The following is a 23,937-nucleotide window of genomic DNA, read 5'->3' on the forward strand; positions in this document are numbered from 1 at the left end:
CCCCTCATGTCCGACCGCCTGACCCTGCTGCGTCCCGACGACTGGCACATTCATCTTCGCGATGGTGCCGTGTTGACCAATACCGTCGCGGATGTCGCGCGCACCTTTGGTCGCGCCATCATCATGCCCAACCTGGTACCTCCGGTGCGCAACGCGGCTGAAGCCGATGGTTATCGCCAGCGGATCCTCGCTGCTCGTCCATCCGGCAGCCAGTTCGAACCGCTGATGGTGCTGTACCTGACCGACCGCACCCAGCCTGAAGAAATTCGCGAGGCCAAGGCCAGCGGATTTGTGCATGCCGCCAAGCTGTATCCGGCCGGCGCCACCACCAACTCGGATTCTGGCGTTACCAGCATCGACAAGATCTTCCCGGCGATCGAGGCCATGGCCGAAGTCGGGATGCCTTTGCTGATCCACGGTGAAGTCACTCGCGGTGATGTCGACGTCTTCGATCGCGAAAAAATCTTCATCGACGAGCACATGCGTCGAGTGGTCGAGCGCTTTCCGACCCTCAAGGTCGTGTTCGAACACATCACTACTGCAGACGCCGTGCAGTTCGTCAACGAGGCCCCGGCCAACGTCGGCGCAACCATCACCGCGCATCACCTGCTCTACAACCGCAACCACATGCTGGTAGGCGGAATTCGGCCGCACTTCTACTGCCTGCCGATCCTCAAGCGCAATACCCACCAGGAAGCCCTGCTCGACGCCGCCACCAGCGGCAGCGCCAAGTTTTTCCTGGGCACCGATTCGGCGCCCCACGCCCAGCACGCAAAAGAAGCAGCGTGCGGTTGTGCAGGTTGCTACACCGCTTATGCGGCCATCGAGATGTACGCCGAGGCGTTCGAGCAACGCAATGCGCTGGACAAGCTCGAAGCTTTTGCCAGCCTCAACGGCCCGCGCTTCTACGGCCTGCCGGCGAACACCGATCGTATCACCCTGGTCCGCGAGGAGTGGACCGCCCCAACCAGCCTGCCATTTGGCGAGCTGACCGTTATCCCGCTGCGCGCCGGTGAAAAACTGCGCTGGCGCCTGCTGGAGGAACACGCGTGAGTGAAGACCATTACGACGACGAACAGGAAGGTCAAGGCGGCGGTGGTTCGCGCCACCCGATGGCTGCCCGCTTTCGTGGGTACCTGCCAGTCGTTGTCGACGTTGAAACCGGTGGTTTCAACTCTGCCACTGACGCCCTGCTGGAAATCGCCGCTACCACGATTGCCATGGACGAAAAAGGCTTCGTGTATCCGGACCACACCTACTTCTTCCGTGTAGAGCCTTTCGAAGGGGCGAACATTGAGGCCGCAGCACTGGAGTTCACCGGGATCAAACTCGATCATCCGCTGCGCATGGCGGTGAGCGAAGAGACTGCCCTGACCGACATTTTCCGCGGCATCCGCAAGGCTCTCAAAGCCAACGGTTGCAAGCGCGCGATCCTGGTCGGCCACAACAGCAGCTTCGACCTGGGTTTCCTCAACGCGGCCGTTGCCCGCCTGGACATGAAACGTAACCCGTTTCACCCGTTTTCCAGCTTCGACACCGCGACCCTCGCCGGCCTCGCCTACGGTCAGACCGTTCTGGCCAAGGCTTGCCAGGCCGCCGACATCGACTTCGACGGTCGTGAGGCGCACTCGGCTCGCTACGACACCGAGAAAACCGCTGAGCTGTTCTGCGGCATCGTCAATCGCTGGAAGCAGATGGGTGGCTGGGAAGACTTCAACGACTGAGGCCTCCCATTTATCCCACCCATAAAAAAACCGGCCTCAGCGGCCGGTTTTTTTGTGCCTCGAATGCGCCTTACAGGGCAGCAGCATTCTCGGTCAGGTAAGCAGCAACGCCTTCAGTCGAAGCGGTCATGCCCTTGTCGCCTTTTTTCCAGTTGGCAGGGCAGACTTCGCCGTGCTCTTCGTGGAATTGCAGAGCGTCGACCAGACGGATCAGCTCTTCCATGTTACGGCCCAGCGGCAGGTCGTTGATGATCTGCGAACGGACAACGCCTTTGTCATCGATCAGGAACGCGCCACGGAAAGCCACGCCGCCTTCGGACTCAACGTCGTAGGCCTTGGCAATTTCGTGCTTCATGTCAGCAGCCATGGTGTAGCGAACCTGGCCAATACCGCCATTGTTCACTGGAGTGTTGCGCCATGCGTTGTGGGTGAAGTGCGAGTCGATCGACACCGCGATCACTTCTACGTTGCGGGCCTTGAAGTCGGACATGCGGTTGTCCAGAGCGATCAGCTCGGACGGGCAAACGAAGGTGAAGTCCAGCGGGTAGAAGAACACCAGGCCGTATTTGCCTTTGATGGCCGACGACAGGGTGAAGCTGTCTACGATTTCGCCATTGCCGAGTACGGCCGGTACGGTGAAGTCAGGGGCTTGTTTGCCTACGAGTACGCTCATTGATATCTCCTGGTGTAGAAACGTGAAGTTCCGGGTCGGTGCCAGCCTGCCACCTTCAGGCGACAGCCCTGTGACACGAACCCGCTTCATAAGGACCGGCCATCATACACTGGGAGATTCACCTGTCCTCAACGGATTTCCCGAGCGCCACAAAATATCGTGGACGATGATTTCCTTAAGCCGAACCGTTCGTCAGTGACTCGGCTTTATAACAAGAAGCTTTCCGAAAGCACTTTGACAATCATTCTCGTTAACATTAAGATCCATCGCAATTGAGTCACAACCAGCGACGGTTCTCACTTATGTATGTCTGCCTCTGCACTGGCGTCACCGACGGTCAAATCCGCGATGCAATCTATGAAGGTTGCTGCAGCTACAAGGAAGTCCGTCAGGCTACCGGCGTAGCCAGCCAATGCGGTAAATGCGCCTGCCTTGCCAAGGAAGTGGTGCGTGAAACCCTGACCAAGCTGCAAACCGCCCAGGCGGCGATCCCCTTCCCGGTAGAATTTACTGCCGCGTAATTATCCTATTTCAAACAACCGGACTTCATGTCCGGTTTTTTTATGCCTGTAAATCAATTGCTTAGACGCTAGACGCGGAACACAAACATTCTTATTCCGATTAATTTTCACTTAACTTTCAATAACTTAGGTTTGACACTCTTAGTTGTGCGGCTCAAACTCTGCCTTATAGACAGCTAATACAGGGCAGGACCCCATCATGAAAGGCGACATTACAGTCATCCAGCATCTCAACAAGATCCTTGCCAATGAGCTGGTCGCGATCAATCAGTATTTTCTGCATGCGCGCATGTACGAAGATTGGGGTCTGAACAAGCTCGGCAAACACGAGTACAAAGAATCCATCGACGAGATGAAGCACGCTGACAAACTGATCAAGCGCATCCTGTTCCTGGAAGGCCTGCCGAACGTCCAGGACCTGGGCAAGCTGCAGATCGGCGAGCACACCCGGGAAATGCTTGAGTGCGACCTGCGCATCGAACGCACCGGGCATGCTGACCTCAAAGTGGCGATCGCTCACTGCGAAACCGTTGCCGACTTCGGTAGCCGCGAATTGCTCGAAGATATTCTTGAATCCGAAGAGGAGCATATCGACTGGTTGGAAACACAGCTGGGCCTGATCGACAAGATTGGTCTTGAGAATTATCTGCAGTCGCAGATGGGCGAAGAGTAATTCGGCACCTGTACTCAGACATTAAAAAGCCCCGCCCTCTTAACAGAGGCGGGGCTTTTTTAATGACTGAATTCAGGTTCACCCGGAAACAAATGTGGGAGCGGGCTTGCTCGCGAAAGCGGTGGTTCAGTCAACTAATCTGTTGAATGTTGTACCGCTTTCGCGAGCAAGCCCGCTCCCACATTGACGGGATCAGGCTTCAGTCTTGGTCGCAGCAGCAGCTTCGACAGCAGCCTTGATCGTGGTCTGCAACGAACCGTCAGCAGCCATCTCGGTCATGATGTCGCTACCGCCGACCAGTTCACCACCGACCCACAGTTGCGGAAAAGTTGGCCAGTTGGCGTATTTTGGCAGGTTGGCGCGAATTTCCGGGTTCTGCAGGATGTCCACGTAAGCGAACTTTTCACCACACGCCATCACGGCCTGGGCGGCTTTTGCGGAGAAGCCACACTGGGGGGCATTCGGCGAGCCTTTCATGTAAAGCAGAATAGTGTTGTTAGCAATCTGCTCTTTAATCGTTTCGATGATATCCATGGAGCACCTCGGCTGAACTTTCCGACTCAAGGGTCGGCACGGTGGCGCATTGTAACGGAAACCTGAGCGCCATGCTCGGTCTCCCCGACAGACACGATCAAGCCGCCGCCACCGTCACCGGCACGCCGTTCAGCGCCGCGTTACCTGAAAGTTCGTCGAGCTGGCACTCATCCGTCAGGTCATTGGCGCTGGAACCGGGCTGGCCGCTGGCGATGGTCATCTGGACACCAGGTCGGGCATGACCCCAGCCGTGAGGCAAACTGACCACGCCTTGCATCATGTCCAGGCTCGCCACCACCTCGACTTCAATCACCCCCACTCGCGAACTGACGCGCACCCGCTGTCCATCAACGAGCCCGCGTTTGCTCAGGTCTTCCGGGTGCATCAGCAACTGATGGCGCGGCTTGCCTTTAACCAGCCGGTGATAGTTGTGCATCCACGAGTTGTTGCTACGCACATGACGGCGGCCGATCATCAGCAGCTCATCGGCAGCCGGAGCTCGCAAGGCGGCAAAACGCGCCAGGTCCGCGAGGATCACTGGCGGCGCTGCCTGAATTCGCTGGTTGGCGGTTTTCAGGCGCGGCGCGAGGTTAGGTTTCAATGCCCCCAGATCGACTCCATGGGGGTGATCGAACAACGTAGCCAACGACAATTTGTGCTCTGAAGCGTCGCCGTAAGCGCCCATGCGCAAACCGCGATCAATCATCTGCGCAGGGGCAATCGTTGGCTTGAGCTCCTTGCCGGTCCTGGTGGCAAACGCCTGGGCCAGCCCCACGAAAATCTCCCAGTCGTGCAACGCTCCGTCAGGCTTGGCCAGGATCGCCCGGTTGAAGCGGCTGACGTTACGCACCGCAAACAGATTAAAGGTGGTGTCGTAGTGATCGTTTTCCAGGGCAGAGGTCGACGGCAGGATCAGGTCGGCGTAGCGCGTGGTCTCATTGATGTACAAGTCGACGCTGACCATGAACTCCAGGCCGTCCAGCGCCTGCTCCAGCTGTCGGCCATTAGGCGTGGACAATACCGGATTGCCCGCCACGGTAATCAGCGCCCGCACCTGCCCTTCGCCTTCGGTGAGCATTTCTTCGGCCAGCGCCGAAACCGGTAGCTCACCGGCATATTCCGGCCGTCCCGACACGCGGCTCTGCCACAAATTGAAATGCCCGCCGGAAGTCGACGCCACCAGATCCACTGCGGGCTCTGTGCATAGCGCCCCACCCACTCGATCAAGATTGCCGGTGACCAGATTGATCAATTGCACCAGCCAATGGCACAGCGTGCCGAACGCCTGCGTCGACACCCCCATGCGCCCGTAGCACACAGCCGTTGGCGCGCCGGCGAAGTCCCGTGCCAGCTGGCGGATGGATTCGGCCGGCACGGCGCACAGCGGGCTCATGGCCTCGGCCGTGAAAGGTGCCACTGCCGCACGCACTTCGTCCAGGCCATCCACCGGCAGGTGACTGCCTTGGGCCAGGCCTTCAGCGAACAGGGTATTGAGCAAGCCGAACAGCAGGGCCGCATCGCCGCCAGGACGCACGAACAGATGCTGGTCGGCGATCGCCGCCGTCTCGCTGCGCCGCGGATCGACTACCACCACTTTGCCGCCCCGGGCCTGAATCGCCTTCAAGCGTTTTTCCACATCCGGCACCGTCATGATGCTGCCGTTGGACGCCAGGGGATTTCCGCCGAGGATCAGCATGAAGTCGGTGTGATCAATGTCCGGGATCGGCAACAGCAAACCGTGGCCGTACATCAGGTGGCTGGTCAGGTGATGGGGTAGCTGGTCGACCGAGGTCGCGGAAAAACGATTGCGGGTTTTCAGCAACCCCAGAAAGTAGTTGCTGTGGGTCATCAACCCGTAGTTATGCACACTGGGATTACCCTGGTAGACCGCCACCGAATTCTGCCCGTGGCGCTCCTGAATCACCGCCAGGCGCTCGGCTACCAGGCTGAACGCCGCATCCCATTCTATCGGCTGCCATTCGCTACCCACCCGAAGCATCGGCTGGCGCAGGCGGTCCGGATCATTCTGGATATCCTGCAGCGCTACCGCCTTGGGGCAGATGTGGCCGCGACTGAAAGTATCCTGGGCATCGCCCTTGATCGAGGTGATCTGCACACCCGCGCCTTCGACTTCAGTGGTCTCGATGGTCAGGCCGCAGATGGCCTCGCACAGGTGGCACGCACGGTGATGGAGAGTCTTGGTCATGGCCAGTCTCTGTCTTGTTCTGGGCGGGCAATAACGGCCGCGGGAACAAAACTATGGCGCCTACCCTGCAAGTGCGCCAGCGACGTTCGTCTTGTGAATCGGCCGCCATCAGGCCAGCCGATGCACGCGGCGGATCAGTCCGGCGCAAGCCTGGGCGGGAGCTGCAATTGGACTTCCTGGACGGTCTCGATCTGCTCATGGGCGATATGCACACCCGTGAGTTCGCCGATCAGGCGCCAGTGCTCGTCAAGACCGCTGCTGATAGTCGCCATGCGATCTATCATGCGCCGTCCCGCAGCCTTGGTGATCTCGTCATTGCTGCGCATCAGTTCGAAGGACATCGAAGTCATGGAGGCGGTCAGGTGGGTAAGGGAGCGGGCCGTGAGGCTAAGCAGTTCCATGAGTTGCTGTTCTTTCGATTCCATTCCGAATGGCTTCCTGCGTCGTTCGTGCCTTAGTTATAACCCAGCACTTTGTATTAGCAAATCTTTCAGACCAGAAGCAGTCACCTTTTTGCCCTGGAACAAAGGTCAGAAATCGCCCCGCACCGCCCGGTTTGATTGCAAAGCCCCGGGGCCGCAGTGTACAAATGGTGCGCTGCTGACAGGAAACAGGCTTCAAAGCGCTACTGCGATGATCCCATGCGGTTATCCCTTAGCCCCTCCGAATTCCTTAAAACCCGTAGCCCTATTGGTAAGACGCGACATTTAATTATAAGATCGCGCCTTCCCCTATTTCGTCGCCCCGTGCGGCTTACGCCGCAGGTCTCGCCCGTTTTTCAGTTAAACAAGGCTTTGAGTATCTGCGGTCTGTTGCAAAAGGTAGTCAATGATGAGCGCAAGGCACTTTCTCTCCCTGATGGATTGCACGCCCGAAGAGCTGGTCAGCGTGATCCGTCGAGGCGTTGAGCTCAAGGACCTGCGTAACCGCGGCGTACTGTTCGAGCCTCTGAAAAACCGCGTGCTCGGGATGATTTTCGAGAAGTCCTCGACGCGCACCCGTATCTCGTTCGAAGCCGGCATGATCCAGCTCGGCGGGCAGGCAATCTTCCTGTCGCCGCGCGACACCCAACTGGGTCGCGGCGAGCCGATCAGTGACTGCGCGATCGTCATGTCGAGCATGCTCGACGCGGTGATGATCCGCACCTTTGCCCACAGCACCCTGACCGAGTTCGCGGCCAATTCCCGCGTGCCGGTGATCAATGGCCTGTCCGATGACCTGCACCCGTGCCAGTTGCTGGCCGACATGCAAACCTTCCTGGAGCACCGCGGCTCGATCCAGGGCAAGACCGTGGCCTGGATTGGCGATGGCAACAATATGTGCAACAGCTATATAGAAGCGGCGATCCAGTTCGACTTCCAGCTGCGCATTGCCTGTCCGGAAGGCTACGAGCCCAACGCTGAATTCGTGGCCAAGGCCGGCGATCGGGTGACCATCCTGCGCGATCCAAAAGATGCCGTGCGTGGCGCGCACCTGGTGAGCACCGACGTCTGGACCTCCATGGGCCAGGAAGAAGAAACCGCCAAGCGCCTCAAGCTGTTCGCACCCTTCCAGGTCAACCGTGCCCTGCTCGATCTGGCCGCAGAGGACGTACTGTTCATGCACTGCCTGCCAGCTCACCGTGGCGAGGAAATCAGCCTCGACCTGCTCGATGACAAGCGCTCAGTCGCCTGGGATCAGGCAGAAAACCGTCTTCACGCCCAGAAGGCCCTGCTCGAATTTCTCGTTGAACCGGCGTACCACCACGCATGAGCCAGCCATTACTGTTAAATCTGCGCAACCTAGCGTGCGGCTATCAAGACCAGCGAGTCGTGCAGAACCTCAACCTGCATCTGAATGCCGGTGACATTGGCTGCCTGCTGGGCTCCTCGGGCTGTGGCAAGACCACCACCCTGCGCGCCATCGCCGGTTTCGAACCGGTGCATGAAGGGGAAATCACCTTGGCGGGCGAGACGATCTCCAGCGCCGGGTTCACCCTCGCGCCGGAGAAACGTCGGATCGGCATGGTGTTCCAGGACTACGCGCTGTTTCCGCACTTGAGCGTCGCCGAGAACATCGCATTCGGCATTCGCAAGCATCCGCAAAAGGCGCGCGTGACCGAAGAACTGCTCGAGTTGGTCAACCTGAAAAACCTCGGCAAACGCTTTCCGCACGAGCTTTCCGGTGGTCAGCAGCAGCGTGTCGCATTGGCCCGCGCCCTGGCGCCGGAGCCGCAATTGCTGCTGCTCGACGAACCGTTTTCCAACCTCGATGGCGAGTTGCGACGCAAACTCAGCCACGAAGTGCGCGACATTCTCAAGGCTCGTGGCACCAGTGCGATCTTGGTGACCCACGACCAGGAAGAAGCCTTCGCGGTCAGCGACCATGTCGGGGTGTTCAAGGAGGGGCGCCTGGAACAGTGGGATACGCCCTACAACCTCTATCACGAACCGCTGACGCCTTATGTTGCAAGCTTCATCGGCCAGGGTTATTTCATTCGCGGCAGGCTGGACAGCCCTGAGTCGGTGCAGACTGAGTTGGGGGAGTTACGCGGTAATCGCGCTTATACCTGGCCGGTGGGCGGTGCGGTGGATGTGTTATTGCGTCCGGACGATATCGTTTATGCGCCCGACAGTAGTTTGAGGGCGCGGATTGTCGGCAAGTCGTTCCAGGGGGCTTCGACGCTGTATCGCTTGCAGATGCCGACAGGGGCGCAACTGGAGTCGATCTTTCCGAGCCATGCTGATCATCAGGTCGGCGCCGAGGTTGGCATTCGTGTTGCGGCGGAACACCTGGTGTTGTTCCAGGCATCCGGCAGCACGGCGGCGCAGATTCCGGCCACGGAGACCGGTGTTCGCCGGTACAGCACGGCTAGCTAAGCCCCGTTGAATACACCGCCCTCCTGTAGGAGTGAGCCTGCTCGCGATCGCGATGTGTCAGACAACCATGAGTTGACTGGCACTCCCTCATCGCGAGCAGGCTCGCTCCTACAAGGGTTCTCAGTGTCAGCGATCAGGCGCGCCCAATATCGGCAAACTTACCCTGGGTATGCTCTGCCAATACCGCCGGCGCCAGCTCCACTTCCAGCCCCCTGCGCCCCGCGCTGACAAAAATGCTGGCAAAAGGCTGAGCTGAATTATCGATAAAAGTGCGCAAGCGCTTTTTCTGCCCCAGTGGACTGATCCCCCCCAGCAAATACCCGGTCGAGCGCTGCGCCGCAGCAGGGTCCGCCATTTCCACCTTCTTCACCCCCGCCGCCTGCGCCAAGCCCTTCAGGTCGAGACTTCCGACGACCGGCACCACTGCCACCAACAACTCACCTTTTTCACTGGCCGCCAGCAAGGTCTTGAACACCTGCGCCGGATCAAGGCCGAGCTTTTCCGCAGCCTCCAAACCATAAGAGGCAGCCTTGGGATCATGTTCGTAACTGTGCACACGATGTTCGGCTCGAACTTTTTTCAACAAATCCAATGCGGGGGTCATGACAGCTCCAGACTGGGCGGAAGTAGAAAAATCCTCAGGCGGATTCTAGGCCATTGGCCCTTAAAAGGCTCTATAGCGCCACTATTTCGTAGGTGCTGCGCAAAGGTTTACCGCTCGTCCGCATTCAGCTCGTCCGGTGAACAACAGGATCATTCACATGACTAATAGCTGAAATGTGACTGATGGTTCACTTTCGACCTTTGACAGCAGCGTTTCTTGTCTATATTTTTTCGAATACGAATACTGTACGAATAGTCGCTCGCAGCACCCAGACAAAAACAACAACGAGGTTTCCAATGACAACTGCTTTACGCCAACCGCCGCTCTCGAGCCAATGCATGGCCGAGTTTTTAGGCACTGCCCTGCTGATCTTTTTCGGCACCGGGTGTGTTGCTGCGCTCAAGGTCGCGGGTGCCAGCTTTGGCTTGTGGGAAATCAGCATCATCTGGGGCGTAGGCGTGAGCATGGCGATCTACATGACCGCCGGCGTTTCCGGGGCGCATCTCAATCCTGCAGTCAGCATTGCGCTGTGCATTTTCACCGACTTCGAAAAGCGCAAACTACCGTTTTATATCCTCGCCCAGGTGGCGGGCGCCTTCTGCGGCGCTTTGTTGGTGTACACGCTCTACAGCAATCTGTTCTTCGATTACGAACAAACCCACCAAATGGTTCGCGGCACTCAGGCGAGCCTGGAACTGGCCTCGGTATTCTCGACCTTCCCGCATCCGGCCCTGACCACGGCCCAGGCATTCCTGGTTGAAGTGATCATCACCGCCATCCTGATGGGCGTGATCATGTCCCTGACCGACGATAACAATGGCTTGCCGAAAGGCCCGTTGGCGCCACTGCTGATCGGCTTGCTGATCGCGGTTATCGGCAGTTCGATGGGCCCACTGACCGGTTTTGCGATGAACCCGGCGCGTGACTTCGGTCCGAAACTGATGACTTTTTTCACCGGCTGGGGTGAAATTTCCCTCACCGGCGGGCGTGACATCCCCTATTTCCTGATTCCGATCTTTGCACCGATAGTCGGTGCCTGCCTTGGCGCTGCAGCTTATCGCGGGCTCATTGCCCGTCATCTGCCAAGCGCCGAACCCGAGACAACGAATGCAGCACCAGCTGTTGACGGCAAACCGCGCACTTCTTGATACCGTAGGCGCGTGATCCTGCCAATCTGGTCTCGCGCCTGACCTCACTCCCTTATCTACGTCCAAGGCAATCGACATGACCGACATTCAGAATAAGAACTACATCATTGCTCTTGATCAGGGTACGACCAGCTCGCGCGCGATCATCTTCGACCGTGATGCAAACGTGGTGTGTACCGCCCAGCGCGAATTCGTGCAGCATTACCCGCAAGCCGGTTGGGTCGAGCATGACCCGATGGAGATCTTCGCCACCCAGAGCGCCGTGATGGTCGAGGCACTGGCGCAGGCCGGCCTGCACCACGACCAGGTCGCCGCCATCGGCATTACCAACCAGCGCGAAACGACTGTGGTCTGGGACAAGACCACCGGCCGCCCGATCTACAACGCGATCGTCTGGCAGTGCCGCCGCAGCACCGAAATCTGCCAGCAGCTCAAGCGCGACGGCCACGAGCAATACATCAGCGACACCACCGGCCTGGTCACCGACCCGTACTTCTCCGGCACCAAGCTCAAGTGGATCCTCGACAACGTCGAAGGCAGCCGCGAGCGTGCGCGCAACGGTGAATTGCTGTTCGGCACGGTCGACAGCTGGCTGATCTGGAAATTCACCGGCGGCAAAGTGCACGTCACCGACTACACCAACGCCTCGCGCACCATGCTTTTCAACATCCACACCCTGGAGTGGGATGCGAAAATGCTGGAGGTGCTGGATATTCCCCGTGAGATGCTGCCGGAAGTTAAATCTTCGTCGGAAATCTACGGCCACACCAAGAGCGGCATCGCCATTGGCGGCATCGCCGGTGACCAGCAGGCTGCCCTGTTCGGCCAAATGTGCGTCGAGCCCGGCCAGGCGAAGAACACCTACGGCACCGGCTGCTTCCTGCTGATGAACACCGGCGACAAGGCGGTGAAATCCCAGCACGGCATGCTCACCACCATCGCCTGCGGCCCGCGCGGTGAAGTCGCCTACGCCCTGGAAGGCGCCGTGTTCAACGGTGGCTCGACTGTTCAATGGCTGCGCGACGAACTGAAAATCATCAATGACGCCCACGACACCGAGTACTTTGCCAACAAGGTCAAGGACAGCAATGGCGTCTATCTGGTGCCCGCCTTCACTGGCCTGGGCGCTCCGTATTGGGACCCGTATGCCCGTGGCGCGTTGTTCGGCCTGACCCGCGGCGTGCGCGTGGATCACATCATCCGCGCCGCGCTGGAGTCGATCGCCTACCAGACCCGCGATGTCCTGGACGCCATGCAGCAGGATTCCGGCGAACGCCTGAAGGCGCTGCGAGTGGATGGCGGCGCGGTAGCGAACAACTTCCTCATGCAGTTCCAGGCCGACATCCTCGGCACTCAGGTCGAGCGCCCGCAAATGCGCGAAACCACGGCACTCGGCGCTGCGTACCTGGCCGGCCTGGCATGCGGCTTCTGGGGCAGCCTGGATGAGTTGCGCGGCAAGGCGGTGATCGAGCGCGAATTCGAGCCGACCCTGGACGAAACCGCCAAGGAAAAACTCTACGCCGGGTGGAAGAAAGCCGTGAGCCGTACCCGTGATTGGGAACCCCACGAAGGTGATGAATAAGCCTGGCCAGGTACTGAGTATCGGCATGTAACTGGTCGGGAGCAGATTCCTGCGGCATCATGGGCAAATTTTGCCCGGCAGCCCAAAGGAAGCCCCATGAATCTGCCTCCCCGTCAGCAGCAAATCCTCGAACTGGTCCGCGAACGCGGCTACGTGAGTATCGAGGAAATGGCTACGCTGTTCGTCGTCACTCCGCAGACCATCCGCCGCGACATCAATCAGCTCGCGGAAGCCAATTTATTGCGCCGCTACCACGGTGGTGCAGCGTACGATTCCAGCGTCGAAAACACCGCCTACGCCATGCGCGCCGACCAGATGCGCGATGAAAAGCAGCGTATTGGCGAAGCTATTGCCGCGCAGATCCCCGATCACGCCTCGCTGTTCATCAACATCGGCACTACCACCGAGTCGATTGCCCGGGCGCTGCTCAATCACAGTCACCTGAAGATCATCACCAACAACCTGCACGTGGCCTCGATGCTCAGCGCCAAGGATGATTTCGACGTGCTGTTGACCGGCGGCAATGTGCGGCGCGACGGGGGCGTGGTGGGTCAGGCCAGTGTCGACTTCATCAATCAGTTCAAAGTGGACTTTGCCCTGGTCGGGATCAGCGGCATCGATGAAGACGGCAGCCTGCTGGATTTTGACTATCAGGAAGTGCGGGTGTCACAGGCGATCATTGCCAATGCCCGGCAGGTGATACTCGCAGCGGACTCCAGCAAATTCGGGCGCAATGCCATGATTCGCCTGGGGCCGATCAGCCTGATCGACTGCCTGGTGACTGATCAGCCACCAGTACCGGCGTTGGCGCAGTTGTTGAGTCAGCACAAGATTCGAGTGGAGGTGGTTTAACCCGCTTCATCTTCTGCGCTTGTACCGACGCCATCGCGAGCAGGCTCACTCCTACAGGGATACCCTGAACCTGTAGGAGTGAGCCTGCTCGCGATGGCGATCTCCCGGCCTAAATGTTCGAAAATTTTCCTTTCCCCGCCCTTCGATCAGTATTTTCAATCGAAGTTGACTGGCTGTGCGCGTCTTTATGGGCTACCATTTTCGCAAATGAACATTAATGTTCGAATTCAAATATAGATAATCAAAAACCGAGGCCAGCCGATGCCCACTTCTACCTTGCCTACGCCGCCCCTCTCCGAAGTCTACGATGTTGCCGTCATCGGTGGCGGGATCAACGGCGTGGGGATCGCAGCAGATGCGGCCGGCCGCGGTCTGTCCGTGTTCCTTTGCGAAAAGGACGACCTGGCCAGCCACACCTCCTCGGCCAGCAGCAAGCTGATCCACGGTGGCCTGCGCTATCTCGAACATTACGAATTCCGCCTGGTGCGCGAAGCCCTTGCCGAACGCGAAGTGCTGCTGGCCAAAGCCCCGCACATCGTCAAGCAGATGCGCTTCGTGCTGCCGCACCGCCCGCATCTGCGTCCGGCGTGGATGATCCGGGCGGGGTTGTTCCTCTATGACAACCTCGGCAAACGGGAACAACTGGAAGGGTCGAAAAGCCTGAAGTTCGGTCCGGACAGCCCGCTCAAAAGCGAAATCACCAAAGGTTTCGAATACTCCGACTGCTGGGTCGACGACGCCCGCCTGGTGGTGCTCAATGCCATGGCCGCCCGCGAGAAAGGCGCCCATGTTCACACCCAGACCCGTTGCGTCAGCGCGCGTCGCACCAAGGGCCTGTGGCATTTGCACCTGGAACGCTCCGACGGCAGCCTGTTTTCGATCCGCGCCAAGGCGCTGGTGAACGCCGCAGGGCCATGGGTCGCGAAGTTCATCCGCGACGACTTGAAGATGGAATCGCCGTATGGCATCCGCTTGATCCAGGGCAGTCACCTGATCGTGCCAAAGTTGTACGAAGGCGAACACGCGCACATCCTGCAAAACGAAGACCAGCGCATCGTATTTACCATTCCGTACCTGAACCACTTCACGCTGATCGGCACCACCGACCGCGAGTACACGGGTGACCCTGCGAAAGTTGCGATCACTGAAGGCGAGACGGATTACCTGCTCAAGGTGGTCAACGCGCACTTCAAGAAACAGGTCAGTCGCGACGACATCCTGCACAGCTACTCGGGTGTACGCCCGCTGTGCAACGACGAATCCGACAACCCGTCGGCGGTCACCCGGGATTACACCCTGGCGCTATCGGGCACCGGTGAAGAAGCGCCATTGCTGTCGGTATTCGGCGGCAAGCTGACCACCTATCGCAAGCTGGCAGAGTCGGCCCTGGCGCAACTGGCACCCTATTTCACCCACATCAAGCCAAGCTGGACCGCCCATGCGACTCTGCCCGGCGGTGAAGACATGAGTACTCCGCAGGCATTGTGCGCCCTGATCCGCGACAAGTTTGACTGGGCGCCCACCGAAATCGCCCGGCGCTGGGCCACGACCTACGGCAGCCGCACGTGGCGCATGCTCGAAGGCGTGCGCGATCTGAACGACCTGGGCGATCACATCGGCGGTGGCCTTTACACCCGTGAAGTGGATTACCTGTGCAGTGAAGAATGGGCCACCACCGCCCACGACATCCTGTGGCGCCGCAGCAAGCTGGGCCTGTTCACCACGCCGGAGGAGCAGCAGCGGCTGGCGGACTACCTGAGCAAAGTCGAGCAGAACCGCAGTAAGATTGAAGCGGCCTGATCAGTAGGCTGATTACAAGCAATGCCCCTGGATCGTGAGGTTCAGGGGCTTTTTGCATTCTGCCATCCAACACAAATCCCCTGTAGGAGTGAGCCTGCTCGCGATAGCGGTGTGTCAGGCAACCACAGGTCGAATGTCATGGCCTCATCGCGAGCAGGCTCACTCCTACAGACGACTGTACTGCAACTTCGGATTTCATTCGGTTTTCCGAACGCGACCAGCCGGTCTAGTCGGTTAACCGGATAAGTCCTCGCCATAAAACCCGCAATAAATAATTAATACCCATATAAATCAATAACTTGATCTATCTCGCCTGGCCTGGCACGAGTCATGCTCTACACTCTTGGACGAATGCCTCTTGTGCTGACACTTCAGTAGCCGCCGGGCATTCGAAGCACAAAAAAGGGCCGATGAACTGGCTCCATAAAAAAAACAATGTCGAGGAAAATTTGATGCGTATCGTTCCCCACCTCCTGGGCGCAGCCATTGCTGCCGCTCTGATTAGCACTCCAGTTTTCGCCGCCGAACTCACCGGCACACTGAAGAAGATCAAAGAGTCCGGCACCATCACTCTTGGGCATCGTGACGCTTCCATTCCGTTTTCCTACATCGCGGACGCTTCCGGCAAACCGGTCGGCTACTCGCACGACATCCAGCTGAAAGTCGTCGAAGCGCTGAAAAAAGACCTGGACCTCCCGGACCTCAAGGTCAAATACAACCTGGTGACTTCGCAAACCCGTATCCCGCTGGTGCAGAACGGCACCGTGGATCTTGAGTGCGGCTCTACTACCAACAACGTCGAGCGTCAGCAGCAAGTCGACTTCTCCGTCGGCATCTTCGAAATCGGTACTCGTCTTCTCTCCAAGAAAGACTCCTCGTACAAGAATTTCGATGACCTCAAAGGCAAGAACGTCGTGACCACTGCTGGCACCACGTCCGAGCGCCTGCTCAAGTCGATGAACGCCGACAAGCAGATGGGCATGAACGTCATCTCCGCCAAAGACCATGGCGAGTCCTTCCAGATGCTGGAGTCGGGCCGTGCCGTCGCCTTCATGATGGACGATGCACTGCTGGCCGGTGAAGCCGCCAAGGCCAAGAAGGCCAGCGACTGGGCAGTGACAGGCGATCCGCAATCCTACGAAATCTACGGCTGCATGGTCCGCAAGGGCGACGAGCCGTTCAAGAAAGCCGTGGATGACGCCATCGTGGCAACCTACAAATCGGGCGAGATCAACAAGATCTACGAAAAATGGTTCATGGCGCCAATCCCGCCAAAAGGCCTGAACCTGAACTTCCCGATGAGCGATGAGCTCAAGGCCCTGATCGCCAATCCGACTGATAAAGCGGCTGACGACAAGAAATCCTGATTTCTGACTAACCTTACCTCCTGACGGGAGCAAAATCCCTTCAGGAGGTTGTCACTCCCTGCTGGCAATTTCTGGAAACACTCGAACCGGTGGCTGTCGAGCCGCTCGTGTGTGCCTGACGATCATGGTCAGGGCGGGAACGGAGCTTCCCCAAGCGGGCACTTGTACATCGATCTGAGGGGAGACCCGAATGAATTACAACTGGGACTGGGGCGTGTTCTTCAAGTCCACCGGCGTGGGCAGCGAGATCTATCTCGACTGGTACGTGACCGGGCTGGGCTGGACCATCGGCATTGCCATCGTGGCGTGGATCATCGCCCTGACGCTGGGCTCGATCCTGGGTGTCATGCGTACCGTACCGAACCGTCTGGTATCGGGCATCGCGACCTGCTACGTCGAACTCTTCCGTAACGTGCCGCTGCTGGTGCAGCTGTTCATCTGGTACTTCCTGGTGCCCGATTTGCTGCCGCAGAATCTGCAGGACTGGTACAAGCAGGATCTCAACCCGACCACTTCGGCCTTCCTCAGCGTTGTCGTGTGCCTGGGCCTGTTCACCACTGCCCGAGTTTGCGAACAGGTGCGTACCGGCATCCAGGCGCTGCCAAAAGGTCAGGAGGCCGCTGCTCGCGCCATGGGCTTCAAGCTGCCACAGATCTACTGGAACGTGCTGCTGCCACAGGCGTACCGGATCATCATTCCGCCGCTTACCTCGGAATTCCTCAACGTCTTCAAGAACACCTCCGTCGCCTCGCTGATCGGCCTGATGGAACTGCTCGCGCAGACCAAGCAGACCGCCGAGTTCTCCGCCAACCTGTTCGAAGCCTTCACCCTGGCGACGCTGATCTACTTCACGCTGAACATGAGCCTGATGCTGCTGATGCGCCTGGTCGAGAAGAAAGTTGCCGTACCGGGCCTGATCTCCGTAGGGGGTAAATGATGGAATTTGACTTCTCGGGCATCATCCCGTCCCTGCCAGGCCTGTGGAACGGCATGGTCATGACCCTGCAACTGATGGCGCTGGGTGTCATCGGCGGGATCATCCTCGGCACCATTCTCGCGCTGATGCGCCTGTCCCACAGCAAAGTGCTGTCGAACATTGCCGGCGCCTACGTCAACTACTTCCGCTCGATCCCGCTGCTGCTGGTCATCACCTGGTTCTACCTGGCGGTACCGTTCGTGCTGCGCTGGATCACCGGCGAAGACACGCCGATCGGGGCATTCGCCTCCTGCATCGTGGCTTTCATGATGTTTGAAGCGGCGTACTTCTGCGAAATCGTCCGGGCCGGCGTACAGTCGATTCCCAAGGGCCAGATGGGCGCTGCCCAGGCCCTGGGCATGACGTACGGCCAGATGATGCGGTTGATCATCCTGCCGCAAGCGTTCCGCAAGATGACCCCGCTGTTGCTGCAACAGAGCATCATTCTGTTTCAGGACACCTCGCTGGTGTACGCCGTCGGCCTGGTGGACTTCCTCAATGCTTCGCGCGCCAGTGGCGACATCATCGGCCGCTCCAATGAGTTCCTGATCTTCGCAGGTCTCGTGTACTTCACAATCAGCTTTGCCGCCTCGCTGCTGGTCAAGCGTCTGCAAAAAAGGTTTGCCGTATGATCTCTATCAAGAATGTCAACAAGTGGTATGGCGACTTCCAGGTACTGACTGACTGCAGCACCGAGGTCAAGAAAGGCGAAGTGATCGTGGTGTGCGGGCCTTCCGGCTCCGGCAAATCCACCCTGATCAAGTGCGTGAACGCCCTGGAACCGTTCCAGAAAGGTGATGTGGTCGTTGATGGCACCTCCATCGCCGACCCGAAGACCGACCTGCCAAAACTGCGCTCGCGCGTTGGCATGGTGTTCCAGCACTTTGAACTGTTCCCGCACCTGACCATCACCGAAAACCTGACCATTGCGCAGATCAAGGTCCTGGGCCGCAGCAAGGAAGAAGCCACGAAAAAGGGCTTGCAACTGCTTGAGCGAGTCGGCTTGTCGGCCCATGCGCATAAGCATCCTGGCCAGCTTTCCGGTGGCCAGCAGCAGCGTGTGGCGATCGCCCGCGCGTTGGCGATGGACCCGATCGTGATGCTGTTCGACGAACCGACTTCGGCGCTCGACCCGGAGATGGTCAACGAAGTACTCGACGTGATGGTGCAACTGGCCCACGAAGGCATGACCATGATGTGCGTGACCCACGAAATGGGTTTTGCCCGTAAAGTTGCCGACCGGGTTATTTTCATGGACGCTGGCAAGATCATCGAGGACTGCAAAAAAGAGGACTTCTTCGGCGATATCAGCCACCGCGCCGAGCGTACACAGCATTTCCTTAACAAGATTCTGCAGCACTAAGAAAGGCACCGCTGCCCAAATGTGGGAGCGGGCTTGCTCGCGAAGGCGTCGTGTCAGTCGACTTAAATGTTGAATGTGCCGGCCTCTTCGCGAGCAAGCCCGCTCCCACAATGGGCCAGTGGTGGTCTGGAGATTTGTGTTGTGGTTGACCCAAGGCATCTGTGATGAAATGCGACCCCACTCTCTATCGCGCCGCGCCGCCATCACTCGCCGTGAAACCTCGTCTGATTCGCCATCTGTTCCTGCCACCGCTGGTCATCGCCCTGATGATCGGTTTGGGTTATCTCGGCTTCTGGGTCAGCGAACATTACGGCATCCGCAGCCTCAGCGAGAACGGCCAGCGTCAGCTGGAACTGCATGCCCGCGCCGTCGAGAGCGAAATCAGCAAGTACACCTACTTGCCCAGCCTGCTGGAACTCGAATCCAGTGTGTCAAAACTGCTGGACGACCCGTCACCGGAACACCGGCAGACGGTTAATGAATACCTTGAGGGCCTGAACCGGCGCAGCCGCAGTCGGGCCATCTACGTCATGGACACCACTGGCCGCGTCATGGCCACCAGCAACTGGCGCGACGTCGACAGTTACCTGGGCGAAGACCTGTCCTTTCGCGCCTACTTCCAGCACGCGGTACGCGGCCAGCCGGGGCGCTTCTACGGAATCGGCAGCACCAACGGCGAACCCGGTTATTACCTGGCCCACGGCCTAGAAGAACAAGGCAAGATCATCGGCGTCGCGGTGGTCAAGGTGCGGCTCGAAGCCATGGAGGAGCGCTGGCAGCGCGCGCGCCTGGAAGCCTTCGTCAGCGATGAGAACGGCATTATCATCCTCTCCAGCGACCCGGCACGACGGCTCAAGTCGGTCATCGCGCTCAGTGACGAAACCAAGGAAAAGCTCGCCCGCAGCCTGCAGTACTACTGGTTCCCGCTGAACGAGTTGCAACCGCTGGCGCGGGAAAAGCTGGCTGAGGGTGAGGAGAAATTGACCTTCCCCGCCAACAGTGAGGTGGCATCCGACCAGGAGGACATCAGCTACCTCTCGCAGACCCGCCCGCTCAGCGACACGCCGTGGAATTTCACCCTGCTCACCCCTCTGCAGGACTTGCGGCGGGAAGCGATCAACCAGGGGATCCTGGTGGCGGTCGCATTCGCGCTGGTGGCGTTCCTGCTGATCGCCTGGAACGAACGCCGCAAGGTCATCGCCACCCGCCTCGCTGCCCGGGAGGCCCTGCAGGAAGCCAACAATCAGCTGGAGCGTCGGATTACCGAACGCACCAGCGACCTGCGCGCCAGCAACGAACGACTCAAGGGCCAGATCCGTGAACGACGTCAGGCTGAAGAGACCTTGCGCCGAGCCCAGGATGAACTGGTGCAGGCGGGAAAACTGGCGGCCATCGGCCAGATGTCCACCAGCATCGCCCACGAACTCAACCAGCCGCTCGCCGCGTTGCGGACCCTGTCCGGCAATACCGTGCGGTTCCTTGAGCGCGGCCAGCTCGACGTCGCCACTACGAACCTCAAGACCATCAATGAATTGATCGACCGCATGGGCCGGATCACTGCCAGCTTGCGTTCGTTTGCCCGGCGTGGTGATGACAAGGGCCAGGCCAGTCTCGGCAAGGCCGTGGACGCTGCGCTGCAACTGCTCGGCGCGCGGTTGGAAAATGCACACCTGCAACTGCACCGCGAGTTCACTGATGTCCAGGTGCAGATCGACCAGACCCGCCTCGAGCAGATTCTGGTCAACCTGATCGGCAATGCCCTGGATGCCATGCAGGCCCAGCCATTGCCGCAACTGTGGCTCGAGGGTGAGCCGCACGACGGCAAATATCGCCTCAGGGTGCGCGACAACGGTCACGGCATCGACGCCGAGGCGCGCAAGCATCTGTTCGAACCTTTCTTCACCACCAAGCCCGGCGAACAGGGCCTGGGCCTCGGCCTGACCCTGTCCGCCAGCCTGGCCGCCGCCACTGGCGGGCACTTGGGTGTCGAACACCCGGCCAATGGTGGTACCTCCTTCGTCCTCAGTTTACCGTTGGTAAGCCCCCTTCACGCCGAGCCAATATGAACCACGAACTTAGTGTGCTGATCGTCGAAGACGACCCTCATGTGCTGCTGGGCTGCCAGCAGGCGCTGACCCTCGAGGACATTCCCTGCGAAGGCGTGGGCAGTGCAGAGGAAGCACTGGAGCGAGTCGGCGATAATTTTGCCGGGATTGTCATCAGCGATATCCGCCTGCCGGGCATCGACGGCCTGGAGCTGCTGACCCGACTCAAGAGCCGCGATCGCAGCCTGCCGGTGGTGCTGATTACCGGTCACGGCGACATCTCCATGGCGGTCGGCGCGATGCAAAAAGGCGCCTATGACTTCATGGAGAAACCCTTCTCCCCCGAGCGCCTGGTCGACGTCGCCCGTCGCGCCCTGGAGCAACGCAGCCTGGCGCGAGAGGTCTCCTCGCTACGTCGGCAACTGGCCGAACGCGACTCTCTGGAAGGCCGGATCATCGGCCGCTCGCCGGCCATGCAGAACCTGCGGGAATTGATCGCCAACGTCGCCGACACGTCGGCCAACGTGCTGATCGAAGGCGAGACCGGTACCGGCAAAGAACTGGTCGCGCGTTGCCTGCACGACTTCAGTCGGCGCCATACCCGGCAGTTTGTCGCGTTGAACTGCGGCGGCTTGCCGGAGAATCTGTTCGAGAGCGAGATCTTCGGCCACGAAGCCAATGCTTTTACCGGTGCGGGCAAACGCCGGATCGGCAAGATTGAACACGCTGACGGCGGCACGCTGTTCCTCGATGAAGTGGAAAGCATGCCGCTGCCGCTGCAAATCAAACTGCTGCGGGTGCTGCAGGAACGGACCCTGGAGCGCCTTGGTTCAAACCAGAGCGTGGCAGTGGACTGCCGGGTAATCGCGGCGACCAAATCCGATCTGGACGAATCGAGCAAAGCCGGCGAATTCCGCAGTGACCTGTATTACCGCCTGAACGTGGTGACCCTGGAACTGCCACCCCTGCGCGAACGTCGCGAAGACATCCTGCAACTGTTCGAGCACTTCCTGCAGCAGTCGTCCCTGCGCTTCGACCGCGCCGTACCGGACCTGGACAACCAGACGCTGTCGAACCTGATGAGCCATGACTGGCCGGGCAATGTGCGCGAATTGCGCAACGTTGCCGAACGCTTCGCCCTGGGTCTGCCGGCCTTCAAGAAGTCCGGCGCCAGCGGCAGCAATCAGGGCCTGGCGTTCGCCGAAGCGGTTGAAGCTTTCGAACGCAACTTGCTGGTGGATGCCTTGCAGCGCAGCGGCGGCAACCTGACCCAGGCGAGTCAGGAACTGGGCATGGCCAAGACCACACTGTTCGACAAAGTTAAAAAATACGGGTTGAGCCACTGATGGATCTGATTCTCAAGGCATCCCTGGGCGCTGCAGTGGTGCTGATCCTGGCCGCGCTGGCCAGGACCAAAAACTACTACATCGCCGGGCTGGTGCCGCTGTTCCCGACCTTTGCCCTGATCGCTCACTACATCGTCGGCAAGGGCCGGTCGCTGGATGATCTGAAGACCACCATCGTGTTTGGCATGTGGTCGATCATTCCCTACTTCATCTACCTCGCCACCTTGTACGTGATGGTGGACAAGATGCGCCTGGAGGCCTCACTGGCGGTAGCGGCGGTGGCCTGGCTGATTGCGGCCACCGTATTGGTCAGCGTGTGGGTGCGTTACCAAACCTGACCCATGCCCCCCCTTGTAGGAGTGAGCCTGCTCGCGATTGCGGTATGCCGGTCAATACCGGAAAGCCTGACACACCGCGATCGCGAGCAGGCTCACTCCTACAGGGGAAACCACATCGGTCCCTGAGTCAGAGAAGATTGTGTTCCACCACCGGATCAATCTGCGCCCAGTGCGAGGTGTCTTCGCGATGCGCCTGTAAATAGGGCAACACCGCCGCCAGCAATGGCGCCTTGAACGCCTCCTGGAAGCGATGAGCCAGACCCGGGATAAGCCTCAGCTGACTGCCGCGAATATGCGCCGCCAGGTGCACGCCATGCATCACTGGGAGCAGCGGATCAGCCGTGCCATGCACCACCAGGGTTGGCACTCGCAGCTGATTGAGCAGTGCGACCCGACTCGGCTCGGCGAGTATCGCCATGATCTGGCGCTTGACGCCCTCGGGGTTGAACGCCCGGTCATAGGACTGCGCCGCCTGTTGCAGCAGCACTTGGCGATCATCGCTGACAGACGGGCTGCCCAGCGCCGCCAGCAGGTCGGCCTGCTGTTCCAGCGCCGCCTCGCGATTGGCCGCACCGCGCCGCGCCAGCAACTGCACCAACCCGGCGCTGGGCGCCGGCAAGCCTTGGGCACCGGAACTGGTCATGATCAACGTCAGGCTTTCCACCCGTTGTGGCGCCATGGCCGCCATATGCTGGGCAATCATTCCACCCATGCTCGCGCCCAGCACGTGGAATTGCTCGATATGCAGGGCATCCATCAGGCCGAAGCCATCGTCCGCCATGTCCGTCAGGGAATAGGGCGCAGCTACCGGTAAGCCGAGTTTGTAGCGCAGCACTTCGAAGGTCAGGTTGGCCTCGACCGGCGCTTGCCGCCAGGTGGACAGTCCGACATCACGATTGTCATAACGGATCACCCGAAAGCCCTGCTGACACAGCGCGACCACGACCTCGTCGGGCCAGTGGATCAACTGCCCGCCCAGGCCCATGACCAGCAGCAATGCAGGATCCGAAGCGCGACCGATACTCTGGTACGCCAGGCTCACCTGGGCCAGGTCGGCCCGTTCGGTCGCAACATTGACATCACAACGAGACGCCGCAAAAGACGGCAGGCCAAACAACAACGCAGCCAGAAAGACCAATACACGCATGAAAAAACACCGAAACGCAGAACCCCAGTAGAGCGCGAGTTTGATGATATTTGCTCAGGCGCGCTGCCACAGTTGCGTGACAGTTTGATGAACAGCGCCCAACGGTCGATGCGGTAACTATGTAGTGCCAGGGTCAATCAGGATTTGCCTTAAATGACCGGCTCCCGAAGTGGATCGACC

23 protein-coding genes are annotated in these 23,937 nt (G+C 59.4%); 17 read left to right on the forward strand and 6 right to left on the reverse strand.

Annotation, left to right across the window (positions count from 1 at the left end; all coding sequences use genetic code 11):
* Window positions 1–6 precede the first annotated feature (6 nt).
* Window positions 7–1,053, forward strand: coding sequence for a dihydroorotase (gene pyrC / locus ORL50_RS16920; RefSeq protein WP_266016585.1), 1,047 nt, complete (start codon window positions 7–9; stop codon window positions 1,051–1,053).
* Window positions 1,050–1,724 carry a ribonuclease T gene (gene rnt / locus ORL50_RS16925; RefSeq protein ID WP_266016586.1) on the forward strand — a complete coding sequence of 225 codons (675 nt, stop codon included), beginning with the start codon at window positions 1,050–1,052 and terminating at the stop codon, window positions 1,722–1,724. Before pyrC ends, rnt begins: the two co-directional genes overlap by 4 nt.
* 70 nt (window positions 1,725–1,794) lie before the next feature.
* Here rnt and ORL50_RS16930 read toward each other — a convergent pair whose 3' ends face one another.
* The gene (locus tag ORL50_RS16930; RefSeq protein ID WP_017340570.1) at window positions 1,795–2,397 is read right to left on the reverse strand and encodes a peroxiredoxin; all 603 of its coding nucleotides are present in this window, start codon (window positions 2,395–2,397) and stop codon (window positions 1,795–1,797) included.
* Window positions 2,398–2,699: 302 nt separating this feature from the next.
* On the opposite strand from ORL50_RS16930, the gene ORL50_RS16935 reads away from it, so the two are divergent.
* On the forward strand, window positions 2,700–2,918 hold the full coding sequence (locus tag ORL50_RS16935) for a bacterioferritin-associated ferredoxin (protein WP_008057530.1): 219 nt from the start codon (window positions 2,700–2,702) through the stop codon (window positions 2,916–2,918).
* A gap of 199 nt (window positions 2,919–3,117) precedes the next feature.
* Window positions 3,118–3,591, forward strand: coding sequence for a bacterioferritin (gene bfr / locus ORL50_RS16940; protein WP_045058003.1), 474 nt, complete (start codon window positions 3,118–3,120; stop codon window positions 3,589–3,591).
* A gap of 192 nt (window positions 3,592–3,783) precedes the next feature.
* Here bfr and grxD read toward each other — a convergent pair whose 3' ends face one another.
* The 3 genes from grxD to plzR form a co-directional block, all read right to left on the reverse strand.
* A complete protein-coding gene (gene grxD / locus ORL50_RS16945) occupies window positions 3,784–4,125 on the reverse strand; it encodes a Grx4 family monothiol glutaredoxin (RefSeq protein ID WP_122840070.1) in 342 nt (113 codons plus the stop codon).
* Between the two features lie 97 nt (window positions 4,126–4,222).
* A complete protein-coding gene (locus tag ORL50_RS16950; RefSeq protein WP_266016594.1) occupies window positions 4,223–6,331 on the reverse strand; it encodes a molybdopterin oxidoreductase family protein in 2,109 nt (702 codons plus the stop codon).
* 134 nt (window positions 6,332–6,465) lie between these two features.
* On the reverse strand, window positions 6,466–6,756 hold the full coding sequence (gene plzR / locus ORL50_RS16955) for a PlzR type 4 pili assembly inhibitor (RefSeq protein ID WP_266016595.1): 291 nt from the start codon (window positions 6,754–6,756) through the stop codon (window positions 6,466–6,468).
* Window positions 6,757–7,162: 406 nt separating this feature from the next.
* Between plzR and argF the strand changes: the two genes are divergently transcribed.
* Both argF and ORL50_RS16965 read left to right on the forward strand, forming a co-directional pair.
* Complete coding sequence (gene argF, locus ORL50_RS16960) at window positions 7,163–8,083, forward strand: ornithine carbamoyltransferase (protein WP_266016596.1); 921 nt, start codon at window positions 7,163–7,165, stop codon at window positions 8,081–8,083.
* Window positions 8,080–9,189, forward strand: coding sequence for an ABC transporter ATP-binding protein (locus ORL50_RS16965; protein WP_266016598.1), 1,110 nt, complete (start codon window positions 8,080–8,082; stop codon window positions 9,187–9,189). The genes argF and ORL50_RS16965 overlap by 4 nt, the downstream gene beginning before the upstream one ends.
* A gap of 133 nt (window positions 9,190–9,322) precedes the next feature.
* Here the strand turns inward: ORL50_RS16965 and ybaK are convergent, their stop codons facing one another.
* Window positions 9,323–9,793, reverse strand: a complete 471-nt coding sequence (ybaK, locus tag ORL50_RS16970; RefSeq protein WP_266016600.1) for a Cys-tRNA(Pro) deacylase — start codon at window positions 9,791–9,793, stop codon at window positions 9,323–9,325.
* Window positions 9,794–10,089: 296 nt separating this feature from the next.
* On the opposite strand from ybaK, the gene ORL50_RS16975 reads away from it, so the two are divergent.
* From ORL50_RS16975 to ORL50_RS17025, 11 genes are all read left to right on the forward strand, one after another.
* Complete coding sequence (locus ORL50_RS16975) at window positions 10,090–10,941, forward strand: MIP/aquaporin family protein (RefSeq protein ID WP_266016602.1); 852 nt, start codon at window positions 10,090–10,092, stop codon at window positions 10,939–10,941.
* A 76-nt stretch (window positions 10,942–11,017) separates the two neighbouring features.
* A complete protein-coding gene (gene glpK, locus ORL50_RS16980; RefSeq protein WP_266016603.1) occupies window positions 11,018–12,523 on the forward strand; it encodes a glycerol kinase GlpK in 1,506 nt (501 codons plus the stop codon).
* Window positions 12,524–12,619: 96 nt separating this feature from the next.
* Entirely contained in the window at window positions 12,620–13,375 is a 756-nt protein-coding gene (locus ORL50_RS16985; RefSeq protein ID WP_266016604.1) for a DeoR family transcriptional regulator, read from the forward strand.
* Window positions 13,376–13,636: 261 nt separating this feature from the next.
* A complete protein-coding gene (glpD, locus tag ORL50_RS16990; RefSeq protein ID WP_266016605.1) occupies window positions 13,637–15,175 on the forward strand; it encodes a glycerol-3-phosphate dehydrogenase in 1,539 nt (512 codons plus the stop codon).
* 452 nt (window positions 15,176–15,627) lie between these two features.
* Window positions 15,628–16,542 carry a glutamate/aspartate ABC transporter substrate-binding protein gene (locus ORL50_RS16995; protein ID WP_266016606.1) on the forward strand — a complete coding sequence of 305 codons (915 nt, stop codon included), beginning with the start codon at window positions 15,628–15,630 and terminating at the stop codon, window positions 16,540–16,542.
* A gap of 190 nt (window positions 16,543–16,732) precedes the next feature.
* A complete protein-coding gene (locus ORL50_RS17000) occupies window positions 16,733–17,479 on the forward strand; it encodes an amino acid ABC transporter permease (protein WP_266016607.1) in 747 nt (248 codons plus the stop codon).
* The gene (locus ORL50_RS17005) at window positions 17,479–18,150 is read left to right on the forward strand and encodes an amino acid ABC transporter permease (protein WP_266016608.1); all 672 of its coding nucleotides are present in this window, start codon (window positions 17,479–17,481) and stop codon (window positions 18,148–18,150) included. Before ORL50_RS17000 ends, ORL50_RS17005 begins: the two co-directional genes overlap by 1 nt.
* Window positions 18,147–18,881 carry an amino acid ABC transporter ATP-binding protein gene (locus tag ORL50_RS17010; RefSeq protein WP_262172084.1) on the forward strand — a complete coding sequence of 245 codons (735 nt, stop codon included), beginning with the start codon at window positions 18,147–18,149 and terminating at the stop codon, window positions 18,879–18,881. The genes ORL50_RS17005 and ORL50_RS17010 overlap by 4 nt, the downstream gene beginning before the upstream one ends.
* A 164-nt stretch (window positions 18,882–19,045) precedes the next feature.
* A complete protein-coding gene (gene aauS, locus ORL50_RS17015; protein WP_266016609.1) occupies window positions 19,046–20,947 on the forward strand; it encodes a two-component sensor histidine kinase AauS in 1,902 nt (633 codons plus the stop codon).
* Window positions 20,944–22,272 (forward strand): two-component response regulator AauR, encoded by a 1,329-nt coding sequence (aauR, locus tag ORL50_RS17020; protein WP_266016610.1) that lies wholly within the window; start codon window positions 20,944–20,946, stop codon window positions 22,270–22,272. The genes aauS and aauR overlap by 4 nt, the downstream gene beginning before the upstream one ends.
* Before the next feature lie 8 nt (window positions 22,273–22,280).
* Window positions 22,281–22,610: a GlpM family protein gene (locus ORL50_RS17025; RefSeq protein WP_266016716.1), complete on the forward strand. Its 330-nt coding sequence runs from the start codon at window positions 22,281–22,283 to the stop codon at window positions 22,608–22,610.
* Window positions 22,611–22,737: 127 nt separating this feature from the next.
* Here the strand turns inward: ORL50_RS17025 and ORL50_RS17030 are convergent, their stop codons facing one another.
* Window positions 22,738–23,757 carry an alpha/beta fold hydrolase gene (locus tag ORL50_RS17030; protein ID WP_266016611.1) on the reverse strand — a complete coding sequence of 340 codons (1,020 nt, stop codon included), beginning with the start codon at window positions 23,755–23,757 and terminating at the stop codon, window positions 22,738–22,740.
* Between the last annotated feature and the right edge of the window lie 180 nt (window positions 23,758–23,937).

The sequence above is a fragment of the Pseudomonas sp. RIT-562 genome (assembly GCF_026241895.1).
GTDB lineage: Bacteria > Pseudomonadota > Gammaproteobacteria > Pseudomonadales > Pseudomonadaceae > Aquipseudomonas > Aquipseudomonas mandelii_F.

Excerpts from the sequence above, each read along its gene's own strand:
- ORL50_RS17005 (WP_266016608.1), top strand. The coding sequence starts at position 17,479 with ATGGAATTTGACTTCTCGGGCATCATCCCGTCCCTGCCAGGCCTGTGG.
- ORL50_RS16995 (WP_266016606.1), top strand. The coding sequence starts at position 15,628 with ATGCGTATCGTTCCCCACCTCCTGGGCGCAGCCATTGCTGCCGCTCTG.
- pyrC (WP_266016585.1), top strand. The coding sequence starts at position 7 with ATGTCCGACCGCCTGACCCTGCTGCGTCCCGACGACTGGCACATTCAT.
- ORL50_RS16985 (WP_266016604.1), top strand. The coding sequence starts at position 12,620 with ATGAATCTGCCTCCCCGTCAGCAGCAAATCCTCGAACTGGTCCGCGAA.
- ORL50_RS16965 (WP_266016598.1), top strand. The coding sequence starts at position 8,080 with ATGAGCCAGCCATTACTGTTAAATCTGCGCAACCTAGCGTGCGGCTAT.
- aauS (WP_266016609.1), top strand. The coding sequence starts at position 19,046 with ATGAAATGCGACCCCACTCTCTATCGCGCCGCGCCGCCATCACTCGCC.
- glpD (WP_266016605.1), top strand. The coding sequence starts at position 13,637 with ATGCCCACTTCTACCTTGCCTACGCCGCCCCTCTCCGAAGTCTACGAT.
- ORL50_RS17000 (WP_266016607.1), top strand. The coding sequence starts at position 16,733 with ATGAATTACAACTGGGACTGGGGCGTGTTCTTCAAGTCCACCGGCGTG.
- plzR (WP_266016595.1), bottom strand. The coding sequence starts at position 6,756 with ATGGAATCGAAAGAACAGCAACTCATGGAACTGCTTAGCCTCACGGCC.
- ORL50_RS16935 (WP_008057530.1), top strand. The coding sequence starts at position 2,700 with ATGTATGTCTGCCTCTGCACTGGCGTCACCGACGGTCAAATCCGCGAT.
- aauR (WP_266016610.1), top strand. The coding sequence starts at position 20,944 with ATGAACCACGAACTTAGTGTGCTGATCGTCGAAGACGACCCTCATGTG.
- glpK (WP_266016603.1), top strand. The coding sequence starts at position 11,018 with ATGACCGACATTCAGAATAAGAACTACATCATTGCTCTTGATCAGGGT.
- ORL50_RS16930 (WP_017340570.1), bottom strand. The coding sequence starts at position 2,397 with ATGAGCGTACTCGTAGGCAAACAAGCCCCTGACTTCACCGTACCGGCC.
- ORL50_RS16950 (WP_266016594.1), bottom strand. The coding sequence starts at position 6,331 with ATGACCAAGACTCTCCATCACCGTGCGTGCCACCTGTGCGAGGCCATC.
- ybaK (WP_266016600.1), bottom strand. The coding sequence starts at position 9,793 with ATGACCCCCGCATTGGATTTGTTGAAAAAAGTTCGAGCCGAACATCGT.
- argF (WP_266016596.1), top strand. The coding sequence starts at position 7,163 with ATGAGCGCAAGGCACTTTCTCTCCCTGATGGATTGCACGCCCGAAGAG.
- ORL50_RS17030 (WP_266016611.1), bottom strand. The coding sequence starts at position 23,757 with ATGCGTGTATTGGTCTTTCTGGCTGCGTTGTTGTTTGGCCTGCCGTCT.
- ORL50_RS16975 (WP_266016602.1), top strand. The coding sequence starts at position 10,090 with ATGACAACTGCTTTACGCCAACCGCCGCTCTCGAGCCAATGCATGGCC.
- grxD (WP_122840070.1), bottom strand. The coding sequence starts at position 4,125 with ATGGATATCATCGAAACGATTAAAGAGCAGATTGCTAACAACACTATT.
- ORL50_RS17010 (WP_262172084.1), top strand. The coding sequence starts at position 18,147 with ATGATCTCTATCAAGAATGTCAACAAGTGGTATGGCGACTTCCAGGTA.
- bfr (WP_045058003.1), top strand. The coding sequence starts at position 3,118 with ATGAAAGGCGACATTACAGTCATCCAGCATCTCAACAAGATCCTTGCC.